This is a genomic window from Streptomyces sp. NPDC053493 (assembly GCF_044544825.1).
In the GTDB taxonomy this organism is placed as follows: Bacteria; Actinomycetota; Actinomycetes; order Streptomycetales; family Streptomycetaceae; genus Streptomyces.
In genome coordinates, this window is sequence record NZ_JBITXS010000007.1 from 245,483 (window position 1) to 263,441 (window position 17,959).

A 17,959-nucleotide genomic window follows, 5' to 3' on the forward strand; every position below is an offset into this window, starting at 1 on the left:
GGGGTGCTTACGGGGCGAGTCGCCCGGAAACGTCACCGCCCGGCTACGCGGAGCCTCACTCCCAGCGGAAGAACCGGGCCGCCGCGCCCAGGCCCAGGACCGCCCAGACGGCCAGGATCAGGGCGTCGCCCCACGGCATCCCGGCGCCGTCCTGCAGGACGTCGCGCAGACCGTCGGAGAGCGCGGAGATCGGCAGCAGCGCCAGCACGTCGCCCGCGGCGCCGAACTTCTCCAGCGGCACCATCACGCCGCCGCCCACCAGGAGCAGCAGGAACACCAGGTTCGCGGCGGCCAGCGTCGCCTCCGCCCTGAGGGTGCCGGCCATGAGCAGCCCGAGCCCGGAGAACGCGGCGGTGCCGAGGACCAGGAGCGCGAGCACGGAGAACGGGTTCCCGTGCGGCGACCAGCCGAGCGCCAGCGCGATCACCGTCAGGAGCACCACCTGGAGCACCTCGGTGACCAGCACCGCCAGCGTCTTCGCGGTCATCAGCGCCCAGCGCGGCAGCGGCGAGGCGCCGAGCCGCTTGAGCACGCCGTAGCGGCGCTCGAAGCCGGTCGCGATGGCCTGGCCGGTGAAGGCGGTGGACATCACGGCCAGCGCGAGGACGCCGGGCGCGAGGAAGTCGACGGCCTCGTCCGTGCCCGTGTCGACGATGTCGACCGTCGAGAAGAGCACCAGCAGCAGGGAGGGGATGATCACCGTGAGCAGGAGCTGCTCGCCGTTGCGCAGCAGCATCCGGGTCTCGAAGGCGGCCTGCGCGGCGATCATCCGCCCGACCGGCGCGGCGCCGGGCTTCGGCGCGTACGTACCCGTGCTCATCCGCGCAGCTCCTTGCCGGTCAGTTCGAGGAAGACGTCTTCGAGGGTGTGGCGTTCGACCGAGAGCCGGTCGGGCAGCACGCCGTGCTGGGCGCACCAGCTGGTGACGGTGGCCAGCAGCTGCGGGTCGACCGTGCCGGTGAGCCGGTAGGTGCCCGGCGGGCCCTCCACGGCCGCGGTGCCGTCCGGCAGGGCCTTGAGGAGCGAGCCGAGGTCGAGGCCGGGGCGGCCGGTGAAGCGCAGGGTGTTCTCCGCGCCGCCGCGGCACAGCTCCTCGGGGCTGCCCTGGGCGACGACCCGCCCGGCGTCGACGATGGCGACGTCGTCGGCGAGCTCCTCGGCCTCGTTCATGAAGTGGGTGGTCAGGACGACCGTGACGCCGTCGGAGCGCAGCTCGCGGACCAGGTCCCAGGTGGCGCGGCGGGCCTGCGGGTCGAGGCCGGCGGTCGGCTCGTCGAGGAAGACGAGTTCGGGGCGGCCGACGACGGCCATGGCGAGCGACAGGCGCTGCTGCTGGCCGCCGGACAGGCGCCGGTAGGTCGTACGGCCGCAGGAGCCGAGGCCGAGGCGCTCGATCAGGAAGTCGACGTCGAGCGGGTGGGCGTGCAGCTTCGCCATGTGGCGCAGCATCTCCTCGGCGCGGGCGCCGGAGTAGACGCCGCCGGACTGGAGCATCACGCCGACCCGGGGCCGCAGCGCGGCCGCGTCGGCCACCGGGTCGAGGCCGAGGACGGTGACGGTGCCGGCGTCCGGCCTCCGGTAGCCCTCGCAGGTCTCGATCGTGGTGGTCTTGCCGGCCCCGTTGGGTCCGAGGACGGCGGTGACGGTGCCGGCCCGCACGTCGAGGTCGAGGCCGTCGACGGCGGTCTTGGTCCCGTACCGCTTGACCAGGCCCCGGACCCGGACCACGGACTCGACGGAGTCGTTTCGCATGCCGGGAAGTCTAAGGAACCACCCGTACGGGCCGGTCCGCGGCCCCGGATCCGGTCGCGGCGGCCCCGGCTCCGGCCGGATGGGGACGGGCCGGGCGGGGCAGGAGCCCGGTATGGCGACCGTCGTCGGCACCTCCGGGTGGCAGTACCGGGACTGGCGGGGCGTGCTCTATCCCGAGGGCGTGCCGCAGCGGCTCTGGCTGGAGGAGTACGCGCGCCGCTTCGCGGCCGTGGAGAACAACAACGCCTTCTACCGGCTGCCCGAGCGGGCGACCTTCGCCGAGTGGCGGAAGCGCACGCCCGACGGCTTCGTGATGGCGGTCAAGGCCAGCCGCTACCTCACGCACATCAAGCGCCTGAAGGAGCCCGAGGAGCCGGTGGCGCGGCTGATGGGCCGCGCGGAGGCGCTGGGCGCCCGGCTCGGTCCCGTACTGCTCCAGCTGCCGCCCACGCTCCGGGCGGACACCGGCCTGCTCGACGCGGCCCTCGCGTGCTTCCCGGCGGGCACGCGGGTGGCGGTCGAGCCGCGGCACGACTCGTGGTGGACCGAGGAGACCGCCGCCGTCCTGAAGGACCGGGGCGCGGCGCTGTGCTGGGCGGACCGGGGCGGGCGGCCGGTGGCCCCGCTGTGGCGGACGGCGGACTGGGGCTATCTGCGGCTGCACGAGGGCCGGGCCGTGCCTCGTCCGTCGTACGGCCGGCAGGCGCTGGTGACCTGGGCGGACCGGCTGGCGGACACCTGGCCCGACCGGGCGGACGTGTTCGTTTTCTTCAACAACGACCCGGGCGCCGCGGCGGTCCGCAACGCGGAAATGTTTCTCCGTCTGGTGGAGTCCCGAGGGCGCGGCGTGCGGGTGCCCTAGGGCGCCGCCCGGGTAGGGAAACCGCTGGTCAGGGTGGCCGTGATTCGTCCTACGAATGATCGTTTCCGCAGGTCAGGTAAGCCTTACCTGCGTGACGTACGGCACCGTCACCCGGCCTGACCTCGCTTGTCAGTCCCTGATTAATTACGCAACAATGGCGTTGTGAAAAACGTCGGTGAGGCTTCCACGGAGGAACTCGCGACCGGTGAGCGATCCACGCGCAACCGGGTCGCGCGCTCCATCCTGGACCACGGTCCCTCGACCGTCGCCGATCTGGCCCAGCGGCTCGGCCTCACGCAGGCCGCCGTCCGCCGCCACCTCGACTCGCTGGTGGGCGACAACGTCGTGGAGGCGCGCGAGAAGCGCGTCTACGGCGCCCGTACGCGCGGCAGGCCCGCGAAGGTCTTCGCGCTCACCGACTGCGGCCGGGACGCCTTCGACCAGTCCTACGACACGCTCGCCGTCGAGGCCCTGCGCTGGATCGAGCGGAACGCCGGAGGAGAGGCGGCCGTCGCCGCCTTCGCCCGCGACCGCGTCGAGGCCCAGGCCGAGGCGTACCGCGCGGCCGTCGAGTCCGCCGACCCGGAGCAGCGCACCGAGGCGCTGGCCAAGGCGCTGACCGCCGACGGGTACGCTGCCACTGCGCGCCACGCGCCGGTCGGCGAGCAGCTCTGCCAGCACCACTGCCCGGTCGCCCACGTCGCCGAGCAGTACCCGCAGCTGTGCGAGGCGGAGACGGAGATCTTCTCCCGCCTCCTCGGGACCCACGTCCAGCGCCTGGCCACCATCGCGCATGGTGACGGCGTCTGCACGACGTTCATCCCGCACGGCGCCCCCCAGACCACTCCATCCACAGCATCTGCAAGCACGGCCGGGAGGAACCCCGCATGACCACCGAGATCAGCCACCCCGAGCTCGAGGGCCTGGGTCGGTACGAGTACGGCTGGGCCGACTCGGACGCGGCCGGTGCCGCCGCCAAGCGCGGTCTCTCCGAGGACGTCGTCCGCGACATCTCCGAGAAGAAGAACGAGCCCGAGTGGATGCTGAAGCTGCGGCTCAAGGGTCTGCGGCTGTTCGACAAGAAGCCCATGCCGACCTGGGGCTCCGACCTGTCGGGCATCGACTTCGACAACATCAAGTACTTCGTGCGGTCCACCGAGAAGCAGGCCGAGTCCTGGGAGGACCTGCCGGAGGACATCAAGAACACGTACGACAAGCTCGGCATCCCGGAGGCGGAGAAGCAGCGCCTCGTCGCCGGTGTCGCCGCCCAGTACGAGTCCGAGGTCGTCTACCACCAGATCCGCGAGGACCTGGAGGAGCAGGGCGTCATCTTCGTCGACACCGACACCGCGCTGAAGGAGCACGAGGAGCTCTTCAAGGAGTACTTCGGCACCGTCATCCCGGTCGGCGACAACAAGTTCGCCTCCCTGAACACCGCCGTGTGGTCCGGCGGCTCGTTCATCTACGTGCCGAAGGGCGTGCACGTCGAGATCCCGCTCCAGGCCTACTTCCGCATCAACACGGAGAACATGGGCCAGTTCGAGCGGACGTTGATCATCGTCGACGAGGACGCCTACGTCCACTACGTCGAGGGCTGCACCGCCCCGATCTACTCCTCCGACTCGCTGCACTCCGCGGTCGTCGAGATCATCGTCAAGAAGGGCGGCCGCTGCCGCTACACGACCATCCAGAACTGGTCGAACAACGTCTACAACCTGGTGACCAAGCGCGCCGTCGCCTACGAGGGCGCCACCATGGAGTGGGTCGACGGCAACATCGGCTCCAAGGTCACCATGAAGTACCCGGCCGTCTACCTGATGGGCGAGCACGCCAAGGGCGAGACCCTCTCCATCGCCTTCGCCGGCGAGGGCCAGCACCAGGACGCCGGCGCCAAGATGGTCCACATGGCCCCGAACACCTCCTCCAACATCGTCTCCAAGTCGGTGGCGCGAGGCGGCGGCCGCACCTCCTACCGCGGTCTCATCGAGATCGGCGAGGGTGCCCCGGGCGCCAAGTCGAACGTGCTGTGCGACGCGCTGCTCGTCGACACGATCTCCCGCTCGGACACGTACCCCTACGTGGACGTCCGCGAGGACGACGTCTCCATGGGCCACGAGGCCACCGTCTCCAAGGTCTCCGAGGACCAGCTCTTCTACCTGATGAGCCGCGGCCTCACCGAGTTCGAGGCGATGGCCATGATCGTCCGCGGCTTCGTCGAGCCCATCGCGAAGGAGCTGCCCATGGAGTACGCGCTGGAGCTCAACCGGCTGATCGAGCTGCAGATGGAAGGCGCGGTCGGCTAGGCACCGCCGCCCCACCACCGGCTAGCGGCCCGCCCACGCGGCGGGCCGAGGATCGAAACGTAGGAAGAGAGCAAGACGACAGCCATGGCTGAGGCTCAGAACATCCCGGCGGGTTCCACCACCGCCGGCTCGATCGCGGTGGCCGCCGAGTCCACCGTCGCCACGCGCATGAGCGCCCCGCCGTCCTTCGACGTGGCGGACTTCCCCGTCCCGCACGGCCGCGAGGAGGAGTGGCGCTTCACTCCGCTCGAGCGGCTGCGCGGCCTGCACGACGGCACCGCCGTCGCGTCCGGCGAGGGCGTCCGCGTCGAGGTCGAGGCCCCCGAGGGCGTCACCGTGGAGACCGTGGGCCGCGACGACGCGCGCCTCGGCAAGGCCGGCACGCCGGTCGACCGCGTCGCCGCCCAGGCGTACTCCTCCTTCGAGAAGGCCTCGGTCGTCACCGTCGCCAAGGAGGCCGTGCTCACCGAGCCGATCCGCATCGCCGTGCACGGCGAGGGCGGCGTCGCCTTCGGCCACCAGGTCATCGAGCTCGGCGCCTTCGCCGAGGCCGTCGTCGTCATCGACCACACCGGTGACGCGGTGCTCGCCGCCAACGTCGACTACGTGCTCGGCGACGGCGCCAAGCTGACCGTCGTCTCCGTCCAGGACTGGGACGAGAAGGCCGTCCACGTCGCCCAGCACAACGCGCTGGTCGGCCGCGACGCCTCCTTCAAGTCGGTCGTCGTCACCTTCGGCGGCGACGTCGTGCGCATCCACCCGCGCGTGACCTACACCGCCCCCGGCGGCGAGGCCGAGCTCTTCGGCCTGTACTTCACCGACGCCGGCCAGCACCAGGAGCACCGCCTCCTGGTCACCCACAACGTCCCGCACTGCAAGTCCAACGTGGCCTACAAGGGCGCGCTGCAGGGCGAGGCCGCGCACGCGGTGTGGATCGGCGACGTCCTCATCGAGGCCAAGGCCGAGGGCACCGACACCTACGAGCTCAACCGGAACCTCGTCCTCACCGACGGCGCCCGGGTCGACTCGGTGCCGAACCTGGAGATCGAGACCGGCGAGATCGCCGGCGCCGGCCACGCCTCCGCCACCGGCCGCTTCGACGACGAGCAGCTCTTCTACCTGATGTCCCGCGGCATCCCGGCCGCCGAGGCCCGCCGCCTCGTCGTGCGCGGCTTCTTCGCCGAGCTGGTCCAGCAGATCGGCATCGCGGACGTCGAGGAGCGCCTCATCGCCAAGATCGAGGCCGAGCTGGAGGCCTCCGTCTGATGGCCTTCGTCCGCGTCTGTGCGCTGAGCGAGCTGGAGGAGGACACCCCGAAGCGGGTGGAACTCGACGGCACGCCGGTGTCCGTCGTCCGCACCGAGGGCGAGGTGTTCGCGATCCACGACATCTGCTCGCACGCGAACGTCTCCCTCTCCGAGGGCGAGGTGGAGGACTGCCAGATCGAGTGCTGGCTGCACGGCTCCGCGTTCGACCTCCGCACCGGCAAGCCGTCCGGCCTTCCCGCGACGCGCCCCGTCCCCGTCTACCCCGTAAAGATCGAAGGGGACGATGTGCTCGTCTCCGTCACCCAGGAGTCCTGAGTCACCCATGGCAACGCTTGAAATCCACGACCTGCACGTCTCCGTCGAGGCCGAGAACGGTCCGCGTGAGATCCTCAAGGGTGTCGACCTGACCATCAAGCAGGGCGAGACCCACGCCGTCATGGGCCCGAACGGCTCCGGCAAGTCGACCCTGGCGTACTCGCTGGCCGGCCACCCGAAGTACACGATCACCGGCGGCACCGTCACCCTCGACGGCGAGGACGTCCTGGAGATGTCGGTCGACGAGCGCGCCCGCGCCGGCGTCTTCCTCGCCATGCAGTACCCGGTCGAGGTCCCCGGCGTCTCGGTCTCCAACTTCCTGCGCACCTCCGCCACCGCCGTCCGCGGCGAGGCGCCCAAGCTGCGTACCTGGGTGAAGGAGGTCAAGGAGGCCATGGAGAAGCTCCAGATGGACCCGGCCTTCGCCGAGCGCAACGTCAACGAGGGCTTCTCCGGCGGTGAGAAGAAGCGCCACGAGATCCTCCAGCTCGAGCTGCTCAAGCCGAAGATCGCGATCCTCGACGAGACCGACTCCGGCCTCGACGTCGACGCCCTTCGCATCGTCTCCGAGGGCGTCAACCGCGTCCGCGAGACCGGCGAGGTCGGCACCCTGCTGATCACGCACTACACGCGGATCCTCCGCTACATCAAGCCCGACTTCGTGCACGTCTTCGCGAACGGCCGCATCGTCGAGTCCGGCGGTGCCGAGCTCGCCGACCAGCTGGAGAACGAGGGCTACGACAAGTACGTGAAGGGTGGCGCATCCGCGTGACTTCCGCCCATCAGGGGCTGACCGGCCTCCTCGACACCGAGGCGATCCGCAAGGACTTCCCGCTGCTGGATCGTCTGGTCCACGACGGCAAGAAGATCGTGTACCTGGACTCCGCGGCCACCTCGCAGAAGCCGCGCCAGGTCCTCGACGCGCTCAACGCGTACTACGAGCGGCACAACGCCAATGTCCACCGCGGTGTCTACACGGTCGCCGAGGAGGCCACCGCGCTGTACGAGGGCGCCCGCGACAAGGTCGCCGCCTTCATCAACGCGCCGAGCCGCGACGAGGTGATCTTCACCAAGAACGCCTCCGAGTCGCTCAACCTCGTGGCCAACATGCTCGGCTGGGCCGAGGAGCCCTACCGCGTCGACCACGAGACCGAGATCGTCATCACGGAGATGGAGCACCACTCCAACATCGTGCCGTGGCAGCTGCTCGCGCAGCGCACCGGCGCGAAGCTGAAGTGGTTCGGGCTCACCGACGAGGGCAGGCTCGACCTGTCCGACATCGAGCAGCTCATCACCGAGAAGACGAAGATCGTCTCCTTCACCCTGGTGTCGAACCTGCTCGGCACGTTCAACCCGGTGGAGACGATCATCCGGCGCGCCCAGGAGGTCGGTGCGCTGGTCTGCATCGACGCCTCCCAGGCCGCCCCGCACATGGTCCTCGACGTGCAGGCGCTGCAGGCCGACTTCGTGGCCTTCACCGGCCACAAGATGTGCGGCCCGACCGGCATCGGCGTGCTGTGGGGACGGCAGGAGCTCCTGGAGGACCTGCCGCCCTTCCTCGGCGGCGGCGAGATGATCGAGACCGTCTCGATGCACTCCTCCACCTACGCGCCGGCCCCGCACAAGTTCGAGGCGGGTACGCCCCCGATCGCCCAGGCCGTCGGCCTCGGCGCGGCCGTGGACTACCTCTCGGCGATCGGCATGGAGAACATCGCGCGCCACGAGCACGCGATCACCGAGTACGCCGTCCAGCGCCTCCTGGAGGTGCCGGACCTGCGGATCATCGGCCCCACCACGGCCGAGGACCGCGGCGCGGCGATCTCCTTCACGCTCGGCGACATCCACCCGCACGACGTGGGCCAGGTCCTCGACGAGCAGGGCATCGCGGTCCGGGTCGGCCACCACTGCGCGCGGCCGGTGTGCCTGCGGTACGGAATTCCCGCGACCACGCGAGCGTCGTTCTATCTGTACTCCACTCCGGCCGAGGTCGACGCCCTGGTCGAGGGGCTGGAGCACGTCCGCAATTTCTTCGGTTAGGAGCGACGTGAAGCTGGATTCGATGTACCAGGACGTCATCCTGGACCACTACAAGCACCCGCACGGCCGGGGCTTGCGGGACGGCGACGCCGAGGTGCACCACGTCAACCCGACGTGCGGCGACGAGATCACGCTCCGGGTGAAGTACGACGGCTCGCGCATCGAGGACGTCTCGTACGAAGGCCAGGGCTGCTCCATCAGCCAGGCCTCGGCCTCCGTCCTCAACGAGCTGCTCGTCGGCAAGGAGCTGGCCGAGGCGCAGAAGATCCAGGGCACCTTCCTGGAGCTGATGCAGTCCAAGGGCCAGATCGAGCCGGACGACGCGATGGAGGAGATCCTGGAGGACGCGGTCGCGTTCGCCGGCGTCTCCAAGTACCCGGCCCGGGTGAAGTGCGCGCTGCTCAGCTGGATGGCGTGGAAGGACGCGACCGCCCAGGCCCTGGGCGGGGACGACCAGAAGTCTGTGAGGAAGTCGGCATGACCGAGAACGCCGAGGCCACCATGAAGCCGGCCTCCGAGGAAGAGATCCGCGAGGCGCTGTACGACGTCGTCGACCCCGAGCTGGGCATCGACGTGGTCAACCTGGGCCTGATCTACGGCATCCACATCGACGACTCGAACGTCGCGACGCTGGACATGACCCTGACGTCGGCGGCCTGTCCGCTGACCGACGTGATCGAGGACCAGGCGAAGGCCGCCACCGACGGCATCGTCAACGAGCTCAAGATCAACTGGGTCTGGATGCCGCCGTGGGGCCCGGACAAGATCACGGACGACGGTCGCGAGCAGCTCCGCGCGCTCGGCTTCAACGTCTGAGGTCCGCCTTCGACGTCTGAGCTCCGGCTCTCACCGTCCGAGGTCCGCCCTCCCGAGGCAGACCTTCCGGGCCGAGACCTCCCGGGTGCGACGCGCCTCGCGGTCTCCCGCCCGAAATACCGGGAACGGCCATGGCCGCCAGTCACACTGGCGGCCATGGCCGTTTCCCTTTACCAGCTCGTCGTCGACTCCCACGACCCGCCGGCGCAGGCCCGCTTCTGGGCCCGCGTCCTGGACTGGCGGATCCTCTACGAGGCGGAGGACGAGATCGTCGTCGGCCGCGACGAGCACGCCCTGCCGGGCCTGTGCTTCGTGCCGGTGCCCGAGGCGAAGACGGTGAAGAACCGGCTGCACATCGACCTCGCGCCGGACGACCGGGACGCGGAGGTCGAGCGGATCGTCGGCCTCGGAGCGCGCCGGGTGGACATCGGGCAGGGCGAGGACGCCACGTGGACGGTCCTCGCCGATCCCGAGGGCAACGAGTTCTGCGTACTGAGCCCGAAGAAGTCCCTCACCGGCTGAAGGCCCCTCACCGGCCGAAGGTCTCTCACCGACTGGTCGGCGCCTCCGCCGCGGCCGTTTGTGCGAGCAGCGGGCCCAGGTTCTCCTTGCGGATGCGCTGGTCGACGTAGAGCAGGGCCGAGGTCAGCGGCTGCAGCGGCGCGAGCACGGCCTGTGCGGCGATCGAGACGACCATGAGGAAGGCGATCAGGCCCGCGAAGGTGCCGATGAACTCGGCCGGGCCCCGGCCGGGCTCCAGGTTCATCGCCGACATCGGGAAGAAGCTCAGCAGCGAGCAGATCTGCTGGACGACGTAGTTGGCCACGGCCACGATCATGCCGGTGATCATGGTGCAGCTGAAGATCCGCCACCACGAGCCGCGGACCAGCTCCGAGGAGCGGCGCAGGGCGGCCAGGGCGCCGAGGCCCTCGACGACGGCGGCCGCCGGGGCCAGGCTGTACTTCACCCAGAGCCACACGCCGAGCGGGAAGGTGCCCAGCGCGGCGAGGAAGAGCAGCAGGCCGGCGATCAGCGGGCCGGCGCCGCCGTCGCCGCCGCCCTCGGACGCGGCGATGCCCATGATCATGCCGATCATCAGCAGGAAGAAGCCGGCCAGGAAGAGCACCATCGGCAGGAACGCGGCGAGCATGGTCAGCAGGACCGAGCCGAGCACCGAGCCGAGCCGCGACCAGGCCCGGCTCCAGACGGCCCCGAAGCGGACCGGACGCCCGAGCACCGCTTCCTGGGTGACGGCCGGCGTGGCCGCGTGGACGAGTCCGCCGGCGACGATCAGGGCCGCCACGCCGGTCAGCCACACCGCGCCGAAGGCGACCAGCAGCGGCTGGACGTCCGCGAACGCCGGCTCCTTGCCCTCCGGAAGGCGCGAGAGCCGGTCGACGTCGTCCGCGACCGCGTTCCAGGCGAGCAGCAGCGCCCCGCCGACCAGCGCCGTGGCCGCCGCGTAGGCGGCCGCGGCGACGCCGACGAGCGGCTTCCAGTAGCGGCCGAAGGTGCTGAAGACCCCGGTGAGGAGCTGGCCGAGTCCCAGCGGCGCCAGGGGTATGACGCCGGGCTTCGGCGGCGGTGGCGGGGGAGCGTAGCCGTATCCGTACGGCCCCGAGGCGTATGTCATGCGCACACCGTAGCCGCAGCCTTTGTGTACGGGCGTACGCAAGGTGTGTACGCTCGTACGCATGGGATACGGAATGCTCGCCGGGGCCATAGCGGCCGAGATCGTCGCCACCACCTCCATGAAGTACAGCGACGGCTTCTCCAGGCTCTGGCCCTCGCTCCTCACCGGCGCCGGCTATCTCATCGCCTTCGCCCTCCTCGCCCAGGCCCTCAAGACCCTCCAGGTCGGCACCGCCTACGCCATCTGGTCCGGCGTCGGCACCGCGGCCGTCGCCGCCATAGGAGCCCTCTTCCTCGGCGAGTCCCTCACCCTCGCCAAGATCGCCGGAATCGTGCTGATCATCGCCGGCGTCGCCGTCCTCAACCTCGGCGGAGCCCACTGATGGCCCGGCCCCGCCGCCACGATCCCGAGCGGCGCGAACGCATCGTCGACGCCGCCCTGCGGGTGGCCGCCCGGCGCGGCATCGCCGGCCTCAGCCACCGCACCGTCGCCGCCGAGGCCGACGTCCCGCTCGGCTCCACCACGTACCACTTCGCCTCCCTCGACGAACTCCTCGTCGCCGCGCTCAGGAAGGCCAACGAGGGCTTCGGCCGGCTGCTGCGGGAGAGCCCCGCGCTCGCCGACCCGGACACCGACCTCGCCGGCGCGCTCGCCCGCCTCATGGGCGAGTGGCTCGGCGGCGAACGCACCGGGGTGGAGCTGGAGTACGAGCTCTACCTCGCCGCCCTGCGCCGCCCTGCCCTGCGCCCGGTCGCCGCCGAATGGGCCGAGGAGGTCGGCGCCGTCCTCGCCGCCCGCACCGACCCGGCGACCGCCCGCGCCGTCGTCGCCCTCATGGACGGCATCTGCCTCCAGGTCCTCCTCACCGACGGCAGCTACGACGAGACCCACGCGCGCGAGATGCTCACCCGGATCCTCCGGCCGGTGTCCGAAGGCCCGAACGGCGGCCCCGCCCGCTCGTCGAAAGCCACGGAACGCCCGACCGACACCTGAGACCGGTTGGCCCGTGCGGGGGCCCGCCGGTTAGGTTTTCCGTCATGACCACTGCTCCTCGCTCCACCGGCGCCGTCGCCGCCGGCCTCGCCACCATCGCCGGTGACGGCACCGTTCTCGACACCTGGTTCCCCGCCCCCGAGCTGACCGACGCGCCCGGCCCGGCCGGCACCGAGCGGCTCGGCCCCGACGCGGCCGTCAACGCCCTCGGCGAGGGCGCCGCCAAGGCCATCGGCGTGGACGCCCGCCGCGGTGTCGAGGTGGTCGCCGTCCGCACCGTCATCGCCTCCCTGGACGACAAGCCGCTCGACGCGCACGACGCCTACCTGCGCCTGCACCTGCTGAGCCACCGCCTCGTCAAGCCGCACGGCCAGAGCCTGGACGGCCTCTTCGGCCTCCTCGCCAACGTCGCCTGGACCTCGCTCGGCCCCGTCGCCGTCGACGACGTCGAGAAGGTGCGGCTCAACGCCCGCGCCGAGGGCCTGCACCTCCAGGTCACCTCGATCGACAAGTTCCCGCGCATGACCGACTACGTCGCGCCCGCCGGCGTCCGCATCGCCGACGCCGACCGCGTCCGCCTCGGCGCCCACCTCGCCGCCGGCACCACCGTCATGCACGAGGGCTTCGTCAACTTCAACGCCGGCACCCTCGGCACCTCGATGGTCGAAGGCCGCATCTCCGCCGGCGTCGTCGTCGGCGACGGCTCCGACATCGGCGGCGGCGCCTCCACCATGGGCACCCTCTCCGGCGGCGGCAACGTCGTCATCTCCATCGGCGAGCGCTGCCTCATCGGCGCCGAGGCGGGCGTCGGCATCGCGCTCGGCGACGAGTGCGTCGTCGAGGCCGGCCTGTACGTCACCGCCGGCACCCGGGTCACCATGCCCGACGGCGAGATCGTCAAGGCCCGCGACCTCTCCGGCGCCTCGAACATCCTCTTCCGCCGCAACTCGGTCACCGGCGCCGTCGAGGCCCGCCCGAACAACGCGGTCTGGGGCGGTCTCAACGAGATCCTGCACAGCCACAACTGATCCGCGCGCACCGCGAACGGCCCGCCGCCCCCGTAAGGGACGGCGGGCCGTCCGGCGTCTCTGGCATGATCGCCCTGCGCGACAGGAGGCCGTCCAGAAGGAATCAGCACATGAGTGAACAGCGTGTCGCCCTCGTCACGGGCTCGTCCTCCGGCATCGGCGCCGCCGTCGCCCGCCGCCTCGCCGCGGCCGGCTACCGGGTCGCCGTCAACTCCGCCCGCTCCGTCGAGGCCGGCGAGAAGCTCGCCGCCGAACTCCCCGGCGCCCGCTACTTCCGGGCCGACGTCTCCGACGAGACCCAGGCCGCCCGGCTCGTCGCCGACACCGTGGCGCACTTCGGCCGGCTCGACCTGCTCGTCAACAGCGCCGGCACCACCCGCTTCATCCCGCACGACGACTTCGCCGCCGCCACGCCCGACGTGTGGCGCCGGCTCTACGACGTCAACGTCATCGGCGTCTGGCAGACCGTCACCGCCGCCGTGCCGCACCTGCGCGAGGCCCGCGGCGCGATCGTCAACATCTCGTCCCAGGCGGGCGTCCGGCCGGGCGGCAGCTCCATCCCGTACGCCGTGACCAAGGCGGCCGTGAACCACATGACCAAGCTGCTCGCCAAGACCCTCGGTCCCGACGTGCGGGTCAACGCGGTCGCGCCCGGGCTCGTCGACACGCCCTGGTTCGACGGCGTCGAGGGCGCCGACGCCGCCAAGGAGCACGTGGCCTCCGTCGTGCCGCTGCGCCGGGTGGGCCGCCCCGAGGACATCGCCGACGCCGTCCACGACCTGGCGGCCGCCTCGTACATCACGGGCGAGGTGCTGCTCGTGGACGGCGGCGGACACCTGCTCGGCTGAGCCGCTCAGAGCGCCAGCTTGAACCCGTCGTGGCTGCGGGCGAAGCCCAGCGACGCGTAGAAACGGTGGGCGTCGGTCCGGGACTTGGCGCTGGTCAGCTGGACGAGGCCGCAGCCGCGGGCCCGGGCCCGCTCGACCGCCTGGGTCATCAGCTCGCGGCCGAGACCGCCGCCCCGCCGGTCGGCCCTGATCCGTACCGCCTCGATCAGGGCCCGCTCGGCGCCGCCCTTGCCCAGGCCCGGGATGTACGTGGCCTGGAGGCAGCCGACGACCGGGCCCGCCTCGTCGACCAGGACCAGCATCTCGTTGCGCGCGTCGGCCTCGATGTCCGCGAAGGCCCGCTCGTAGGCGGGAGTCACGGTCACCGAGGCCGGGTCGACCACGCGCTCCTCGTCGGCGAGGAGCGCGAGGACGGCGGGCAGCTCGGCACGGGTGGCGGGACGCAGGATCACGGCCCGAGTCTCGCACACCCGTGCCCGCCCGTGATCACGGACGGAAGCGCAGCACCTGCGGGTCGTGGTCGCTGTTCTGGTCCGCGAACTCGGCGTTGATGTGCACGCTGTCGTACTCGAAGTGGTGCACGCCGGGGCTGGTCAGGATCTGGTCGAGGACCTGGCTGTTGCCCTGGTAGACGTACGAGTAGCGCTCGCTGAGCGGCAGCGACTTCACCGCCGGGAACAGCGCGCCGCCGTCGGTCAGCGCCTGCGTGGTGCCGGAGAACTCGAAGTCGTTGATGTCGCCGAGCACGAGCACGTCCGCCTGCTTGTCCACCGCCAGGACGCTCTTGACGAAGGCGTTCACGGCCTGGCCCTGGAGCAGCCGCTTGACCTCGGAGGAACGGTTCGGCGGCTGGTGGTGCGAGACGATCGACTCGTCGCCGCCCTTGGAGCCGAAGTGGTTGGCGACCACGAAGACCGTGCGGCCGCGGAAGACGAACTCGCCCGCGAGCGGCTTGCGGCTGTTCTCCCAGGCGGTGTTCGACGGGTCGATGCGGCCGGGGGAGAGGGTCAGGTGGGCGTCGCCCTTCGAGCCGGTCACGGCGGTCGCGGTGGTCGCGTCGCCGCCCGCGCGGTCCACGAAGGAGACCCGCGCCGGGTTGAAGAGGAAGACCTGACGGATGTTGCCGCCGGGCTCGCCGCCGTCCTTGTTGTTCTGCGGGTCGATCGAGCGCCACTCGTACGCCGGGCCGCCGGCCGCCGCGATCGCCGCCGTGAACTTCTTCAGCGTCTCGCCGGCCGTGACCGTGCCGTCGTTCTTGGCGCCGTTGTCGTCCTGGATCTCCTCCAGGGCCACGACGTCGGGCGAGGCGAGGTTCTCGACGACCGCCTTGGCCAGCGCGTCGAACTTCTCCTGCGGGTCGCCCGGGTCGAGGTTCTCCACGTTGTACGTGGCGACGGCCAGCTCGTTCTTGTGCTGCTTCTGCGTCACCTCGCGCTCCAGGCCGAGGTCCACGTGCTCGCCCAGGGTGTTCGCGACCAGGGTGTAGCCGCCGAACTGGTTGAAGTCCAGCGGGCCCTCGGTGGGACCGGCCAGCCAGTCGCCGACGTTCGCCTTGGGGAAGGGCTGCTGGGCGATCGGGGCGAGCTGCTGGATCTGGAGCCGGCCGGTGTTCTGCGCGTCGTACGAGCCGTAGACCGTGCCGCCGCGGCGGTTGTCGTTCTCGAACGGCTTCACCGTCACCCACAGCTCGGAGTACGGGTCGGTCGCGCCGACCACCCGCGAGGAGCCGATCCGGACGTTCGTGCCCTCCAGGGACTCGTAGTAGTCCAGGGCGTACGTCTCGGGGTCCAGGGTGAGGCCGTTGATCGAGCCGCCGGCCGCCGGGTCACCCGCGGGCGCGTACGCGTCCGGGACGGAGCCGGCCCAGACGGTCACGGGCGCCGGGACCTGGTTGCCCTTGGACACCACGGTGATCACCGGCTTGGAGATCTGCGTCAGCGACTGGTTGCCCGAGCCCAGGCCGCCCGGGACGTACTCGGTCACCGTGCCGTTGACGCTCACCGCGTCGCCGACCGCGACGGTCGGGACGGAGCTGGTGAAGACGAAGACGCCCTCGCTGGTCGCCGGGTCGTCGTCGGCCTGCGGGTCCTGGATCCAGAAGCCGCGCGAACCGTACGTGCGCACGCCGGTCACGATGCCGGTGACACCGGTGACCTGCTTGCCGACGAGCGGCGAGACCCGGGTGGTGCCCTGGATGTCGTGGATCCGGACGGGCGCCGCGCCGGCGGCCGCGTCGTCGGTGGCGGCCGAGGCGGAGGCGCCGCCGAGCAGACCGGCGGCGAGGGCGGCGGAGACGACGGCGGCGACGGCCGCCGATCTCGGTATGGAGGAAGCCATCAAGGTGCTCCGAGAGGGTTTGGAGAAACGATCGAAAGATCTACGCGCGTCAATTTCGTTGCAGAGCAACCCCCTTGTCAAGGGTCGACGGGTGTACGAAGGCTGACGGCTCCATGAACCGGCGGACCACCCGCCGAATGCGTCTACGCTGAAGGCCGCCCGCGGCAGCGCGCACCCGCTGCCCCGTCCGACCCTTGCGAGGAGAACACCCCTGATGGCACAGGACCGTCCGATCCTTCCCCCCGTTCGGCTGCGCTCGGACGCGGAGCTGGCGCGGGACGCCCTGGCCGCGCCCCTCCTCACCCGAGCCGTGCGGCTGGCCCGCTGGGCCGGCCCGGAGACGCGGGTGGGCGTGGGCGGCGAACTCGTCGACGAGCAGCTGCCGGCCGCCGCGGAACTCCTCGGCCTCGCCGACGACGAGGACGGCGAGGCGTACGCGAGCGAGGCGTGGCGGCTCGCCGTGGACACGGGCCTGGTGGACGTGACGGAGCCGACGGAGGAGGCGGAGGAGGCTCAGGGTGCGGAGGATTCGGCCGAGGGCTCGGGTGGCGGTTCGGGCGAGGTCTCGGGCGCTGGTTCGGGCGAGGGCTTGGGCGGTGGCGAGGACGGCACGGCGAGTCCCGGCGAGAACCTGGCGCTGATGACCGGCGGTTCGCCCCAGGACGTCCTCGCGATCTGGCTCGAGGGCCTCGACTCGGTCCTCGCCGACGCCGCCGCGCCCTACTTCGACGACCTCGACGCCGTCGTCGGCGAGGACGGCCGGATCGACTTCGAGGCCCTCGACTGGGACCCGGAGGCCGAGGAGGAGTTCCTCGAGAGCGTGCTCGGCAACCTCTACCTGCTCACCGTCAGCGAGGGCGGGGCCGGAGAAGGACCGGTGCCGCTGCCCGCGCTCGCCGCGTCCGTGGTCGTCCCCGACGACATGGGCGAGCCCACCGACGACGTCCTGGAGCGGGTCTCCGACGCGATGATGCGGCTCGACGAGCAGTTCCGGATCCTCGAACCCATCGGGCTCGTCGAGTACCAGCCGGTCGACGAGGCGCTGATGGTCGAGGAGGGCGAGGAGTCCTCCGCGTCCGCCGGCGACTTCGACGAGGAGGACGTCAGCCGTTACGGCATGGTCCGGCTCACGCCGCTCGGTCTGTACGGCGTCCGGGCCCGGATGCTGGAGGCGGGCCTGACGGTGCCGGCGGTCGGTGAACTCGCCGGCCAGGGCGCGGACGTGCTGCTCGACGCCGTCGCGGGCTATCCGCAGGACGCGGCCCGGGCCGAGACCGTCGGCTGGCTTGCCGGCCGGGAGTCCGTCGCCGCCGCCCGCGAACTCCTCGCCGCCGCCCGCGGCGCCGACCCGGGCGCCCCGCTGCGCCGCCTCCACGCCCAGCAGGCCCTGTCCCTCGTCGGCGCGGAGGCGGAACCGGCCGTACGGGAGGTCCTGGACGACCCGGAACTCGGCGGCCTCGCCCGGGTCTGGCTCGCCGAGCGCGGCGCCGCGGACATCCCGGCGCCGCCGGAGTCGATGATCTTCTGGCTGGCCGTCGACACGATCGCGGCGCACCTCGACGCCGACGGCGACCTGGAGGAACTCCAGGACCTCATCGAGGGGCTGACGGGCCGTCACAGCGGGTTCTTCGAGGCGGCGTGGCGGGTGGAGCATCCGGCGACGGCGGACGTGCTGGAGGCGATGGGGCGGTTGCACCGGGACAAGCCGTCGGCGAAGGAGGCTCGCAAAGCCGCCTTCAAGGCCCGCTCCCGCCCCTGACCCGCGCC

20 protein-coding genes are annotated in these 17,959 nt (G+C 71.4%); 15 read left to right on the forward strand and 5 right to left on the reverse strand.

The features are described 5' to 3' along the window. Nucleotides 1-55: 55 nt before the first annotated feature. Both ACIGO8_RS21810 and ACIGO8_RS21815 read right to left on the reverse strand, forming a co-directional pair. Nucleotides 56-820 carry an ABC transporter permease gene (locus tag ACIGO8_RS21810; RefSeq protein WP_399733011.1) on the reverse strand — a complete coding sequence of 255 codons (765 nt, stop codon included), beginning with the start codon at nt 818-820 and terminating at the stop codon, nt 56-58. Beyond that, the gene (locus tag ACIGO8_RS21815; protein ID WP_399733014.1) at nt 817-1,752 is read right to left on the reverse strand and encodes an ABC transporter ATP-binding protein; all 936 of its coding nucleotides are present in this window, start codon (nt 1,750-1,752) and stop codon (nt 817-819) included. The genes ACIGO8_RS21810 and ACIGO8_RS21815 overlap by 4 nt, the downstream gene beginning before the upstream one ends. 112 nt (nt 1,753-1,864) lie before the next feature. Here ACIGO8_RS21815 and ACIGO8_RS21820 point away from each other — a divergent pair, with 112 nt between their 5' ends. The 10 genes from ACIGO8_RS21820 to ACIGO8_RS21865 all read left to right on the forward strand — a co-directional run bounded on the left by ACIGO8_RS21820 (nt 1,865) and on the right by ACIGO8_RS21865 (nt 9,875). Continuing rightward, a complete protein-coding gene (locus tag ACIGO8_RS21820) occupies nt 1,865-2,614 on the forward strand; it encodes a DUF72 domain-containing protein (RefSeq protein ID WP_399733016.1) in 750 nt (249 codons plus the stop codon). Nucleotides 2,615-2,776: 162 nt separating this feature from the next. Further along, nucleotides 2,777-3,505 carry a helix-turn-helix transcriptional regulator gene (locus ACIGO8_RS21825; RefSeq protein WP_399733019.1) on the forward strand — a complete coding sequence of 243 codons (729 nt, stop codon included), beginning with the start codon at nt 2,777-2,779 and terminating at the stop codon, nt 3,503-3,505. After that, a complete protein-coding gene (gene sufB, locus ACIGO8_RS21830) occupies nt 3,502-4,917 on the forward strand; it encodes a Fe-S cluster assembly protein SufB (protein WP_399733022.1) in 1,416 nt (471 codons plus the stop codon). Before ACIGO8_RS21825 ends, sufB begins: the two co-directional genes overlap by 4 nt. Before the next feature lie 84 nt (nt 4,918-5,001). Then, the gene (sufD, locus tag ACIGO8_RS21835; protein WP_399733025.1) at nt 5,002-6,183 is read left to right on the forward strand and encodes a Fe-S cluster assembly protein SufD; all 1,182 of its coding nucleotides are present in this window, start codon (nt 5,002-5,004) and stop codon (nt 6,181-6,183) included. Next, nucleotides 6,183-6,500 carry a non-heme iron oxygenase ferredoxin subunit gene (locus ACIGO8_RS21840; RefSeq protein WP_399733028.1) on the forward strand — a complete coding sequence of 106 codons (318 nt, stop codon included), beginning with the start codon at nt 6,183-6,185 and terminating at the stop codon, nt 6,498-6,500. The genes sufD and ACIGO8_RS21840 overlap by 1 nt, the downstream gene beginning before the upstream one ends. Nucleotides 6,501-6,507: 7 nt before the next feature. After that, the gene (gene sufC / locus ACIGO8_RS21845) at nt 6,508-7,272 is read left to right on the forward strand and encodes a Fe-S cluster assembly ATPase SufC (RefSeq protein WP_128984891.1); all 765 of its coding nucleotides are present in this window, start codon (nt 6,508-6,510) and stop codon (nt 7,270-7,272) included. After that, a complete protein-coding gene (locus ACIGO8_RS21850; RefSeq protein ID WP_399733032.1) occupies nt 7,269-8,537 on the forward strand; it encodes a cysteine desulfurase in 1,269 nt (422 codons plus the stop codon). The genes sufC and ACIGO8_RS21850 overlap by 4 nt, the downstream gene beginning before the upstream one ends. Nucleotides 8,538-8,544: 7 nt before the next feature. Then, complete coding sequence (gene sufU, locus ACIGO8_RS21855; protein ID WP_399733035.1) at nt 8,545-9,018, forward strand: Fe-S cluster assembly sulfur transfer protein SufU; 474 nt, start codon at nt 8,545-8,547, stop codon at nt 9,016-9,018. After that, a complete protein-coding gene (locus ACIGO8_RS21860) occupies nt 9,015-9,353 on the forward strand; it encodes a metal-sulfur cluster assembly factor (RefSeq protein ID WP_384413075.1) in 339 nt (112 codons plus the stop codon). Before sufU ends, ACIGO8_RS21860 begins: the two co-directional genes overlap by 4 nt. A 156-nt stretch (nt 9,354-9,509) precedes the next feature. Further along, nucleotides 9,510-9,875, forward strand: a complete 366-nt coding sequence (locus ACIGO8_RS21865; RefSeq protein ID WP_399733039.1) for a VOC family protein — start codon at nt 9,510-9,512, stop codon at nt 9,873-9,875. A gap of 25 nt (nt 9,876-9,900) precedes the next feature. Here ACIGO8_RS21865 and ACIGO8_RS21870 read toward each other — a convergent pair whose 3' ends face one another. Beyond that, complete coding sequence (locus ACIGO8_RS21870; protein ID WP_399733042.1) at nt 9,901-10,986, reverse strand: oxidoreductase; 1,086 nt, start codon at nt 10,984-10,986, stop codon at nt 9,901-9,903. Nucleotides 10,987-11,047: 61 nt separating this feature from the next. Between ACIGO8_RS21870 and ACIGO8_RS21875 the strand changes: the two genes are divergently transcribed. The 4 genes from ACIGO8_RS21875 to ACIGO8_RS21890 all read left to right on the forward strand — a co-directional run bounded on the left by ACIGO8_RS21875 (nt 11,048) and on the right by ACIGO8_RS21890 (nt 13,855). Beyond that, nucleotides 11,048-11,368, forward strand: a complete 321-nt coding sequence (locus ACIGO8_RS21875) for a DMT family transporter (protein WP_399733045.1) — start codon at nt 11,048-11,050, stop codon at nt 11,366-11,368. Next, nucleotides 11,368-11,979 carry a TetR/AcrR family transcriptional regulator gene (locus ACIGO8_RS21880; protein ID WP_399733047.1) on the forward strand — a complete coding sequence of 204 codons (612 nt, stop codon included), beginning with the start codon at nt 11,368-11,370 and terminating at the stop codon, nt 11,977-11,979. Before ACIGO8_RS21875 ends, ACIGO8_RS21880 begins: the two co-directional genes overlap by 1 nt. A gap of 44 nt (nt 11,980-12,023) precedes the next feature. Next, complete coding sequence (gene dapD, locus ACIGO8_RS21885; protein WP_399733050.1) at nt 12,024-13,007, forward strand: 2,3,4,5-tetrahydropyridine-2,6-dicarboxylate N-succinyltransferase; 984 nt, start codon at nt 12,024-12,026, stop codon at nt 13,005-13,007. Between the two features lie 110 nt (nt 13,008-13,117). Beyond that, entirely contained in the window at nt 13,118-13,855 is a 738-nt protein-coding gene (locus ACIGO8_RS21890; RefSeq protein WP_399733053.1) for an SDR family NAD(P)-dependent oxidoreductase, read from the forward strand. A 5-nt stretch (nt 13,856-13,860) separates the two neighbouring features. Here ACIGO8_RS21890 and ACIGO8_RS21895 read toward each other — a convergent pair whose 3' ends face one another. Continuing rightward, nucleotides 13,861-14,307: a GNAT family N-acetyltransferase gene (locus ACIGO8_RS21895; protein ID WP_399733055.1), complete on the reverse strand. Its 447-nt coding sequence runs from the start codon at nt 14,305-14,307 to the stop codon at nt 13,861-13,863. A gap of 34 nt (nt 14,308-14,341) precedes the next feature. Continuing rightward, nucleotides 14,342-16,192 (reverse strand): endonuclease/exonuclease/phosphatase family protein, encoded by a 1,851-nt coding sequence (locus ACIGO8_RS21900; protein WP_399733058.1) that lies wholly within the window; start codon nt 16,190-16,192, stop codon nt 14,342-14,344. A gap of 214 nt (nt 16,193-16,406) precedes the next feature. On the opposite strand from ACIGO8_RS21900, the gene ACIGO8_RS21905 reads away from it, so the two are divergent. Further along, a complete protein-coding gene (locus ACIGO8_RS21905) occupies nt 16,407-17,951 on the forward strand; it encodes a hypothetical protein (protein WP_399733061.1) in 1,545 nt (514 codons plus the stop codon). Nucleotides 17,952-17,959: the final 8 nt, after the last annotated feature.

What these genes read in the sequence shown, in the direction of transcription:
- ACIGO8_RS21810 (WP_399733011.1), bottom strand. Translation starts at nt 820, where the DNA reads ATGAGCACGGGTACGTACGCGCCGAAGCCCGGCGCCGCGCCGGTCGGG.
- ACIGO8_RS21815 (WP_399733014.1), bottom strand. Translation starts at nt 1,752, where the DNA reads ATGCGAAACGACTCCGTCGAGTCCGTGGTCCGGGTCCGGGGCCTGGTC.
- ACIGO8_RS21820 (WP_399733016.1), top strand. Translation starts at nt 1,865, where the DNA reads ATGGCGACCGTCGTCGGCACCTCCGGGTGGCAGTACCGGGACTGGCGG.
- sufB (WP_399733022.1), top strand. Translation starts at nt 3,502, where the DNA reads ATGACCACCGAGATCAGCCACCCCGAGCTCGAGGGCCTGGGTCGGTAC.
- sufD (WP_399733025.1), top strand. Translation starts at nt 5,002, where the DNA reads ATGGCTGAGGCTCAGAACATCCCGGCGGGTTCCACCACCGCCGGCTCG.
- ACIGO8_RS21840 (WP_399733028.1), top strand. Translation starts at nt 6,183, where the DNA reads ATGGCCTTCGTCCGCGTCTGTGCGCTGAGCGAGCTGGAGGAGGACACC.
- sufC (WP_128984891.1), top strand. Translation starts at nt 6,508, where the DNA reads ATGGCAACGCTTGAAATCCACGACCTGCACGTCTCCGTCGAGGCCGAG.
- ACIGO8_RS21860 (WP_384413075.1), top strand. Translation starts at nt 9,015, where the DNA reads ATGACCGAGAACGCCGAGGCCACCATGAAGCCGGCCTCCGAGGAAGAG.
- ACIGO8_RS21865 (WP_399733039.1), top strand. Translation starts at nt 9,510, where the DNA reads ATGGCCGTTTCCCTTTACCAGCTCGTCGTCGACTCCCACGACCCGCCG.
- ACIGO8_RS21870 (WP_399733042.1), bottom strand. Translation starts at nt 10,986, where the DNA reads ATGACATACGCCTCGGGGCCGTACGGATACGGCTACGCTCCCCCGCCA.
- ACIGO8_RS21875 (WP_399733045.1), top strand. Translation starts at nt 11,048, where the DNA reads ATGGGATACGGAATGCTCGCCGGGGCCATAGCGGCCGAGATCGTCGCC.
- ACIGO8_RS21880 (WP_399733047.1), top strand. Translation starts at nt 11,368, where the DNA reads ATGGCCCGGCCCCGCCGCCACGATCCCGAGCGGCGCGAACGCATCGTC.
- dapD (WP_399733050.1), top strand. Translation starts at nt 12,024, where the DNA reads ATGACCACTGCTCCTCGCTCCACCGGCGCCGTCGCCGCCGGCCTCGCC.
- ACIGO8_RS21890 (WP_399733053.1), top strand. Translation starts at nt 13,118, where the DNA reads ATGAGTGAACAGCGTGTCGCCCTCGTCACGGGCTCGTCCTCCGGCATC.
- ACIGO8_RS21900 (WP_399733058.1), bottom strand. Translation starts at nt 16,192, where the DNA reads ATGGCTTCCTCCATACCGAGATCGGCGGCCGTCGCCGCCGTCGTCTCC.
- ACIGO8_RS21905 (WP_399733061.1), top strand. Translation starts at nt 16,407, where the DNA reads ATGGCACAGGACCGTCCGATCCTTCCCCCCGTTCGGCTGCGCTCGGAC.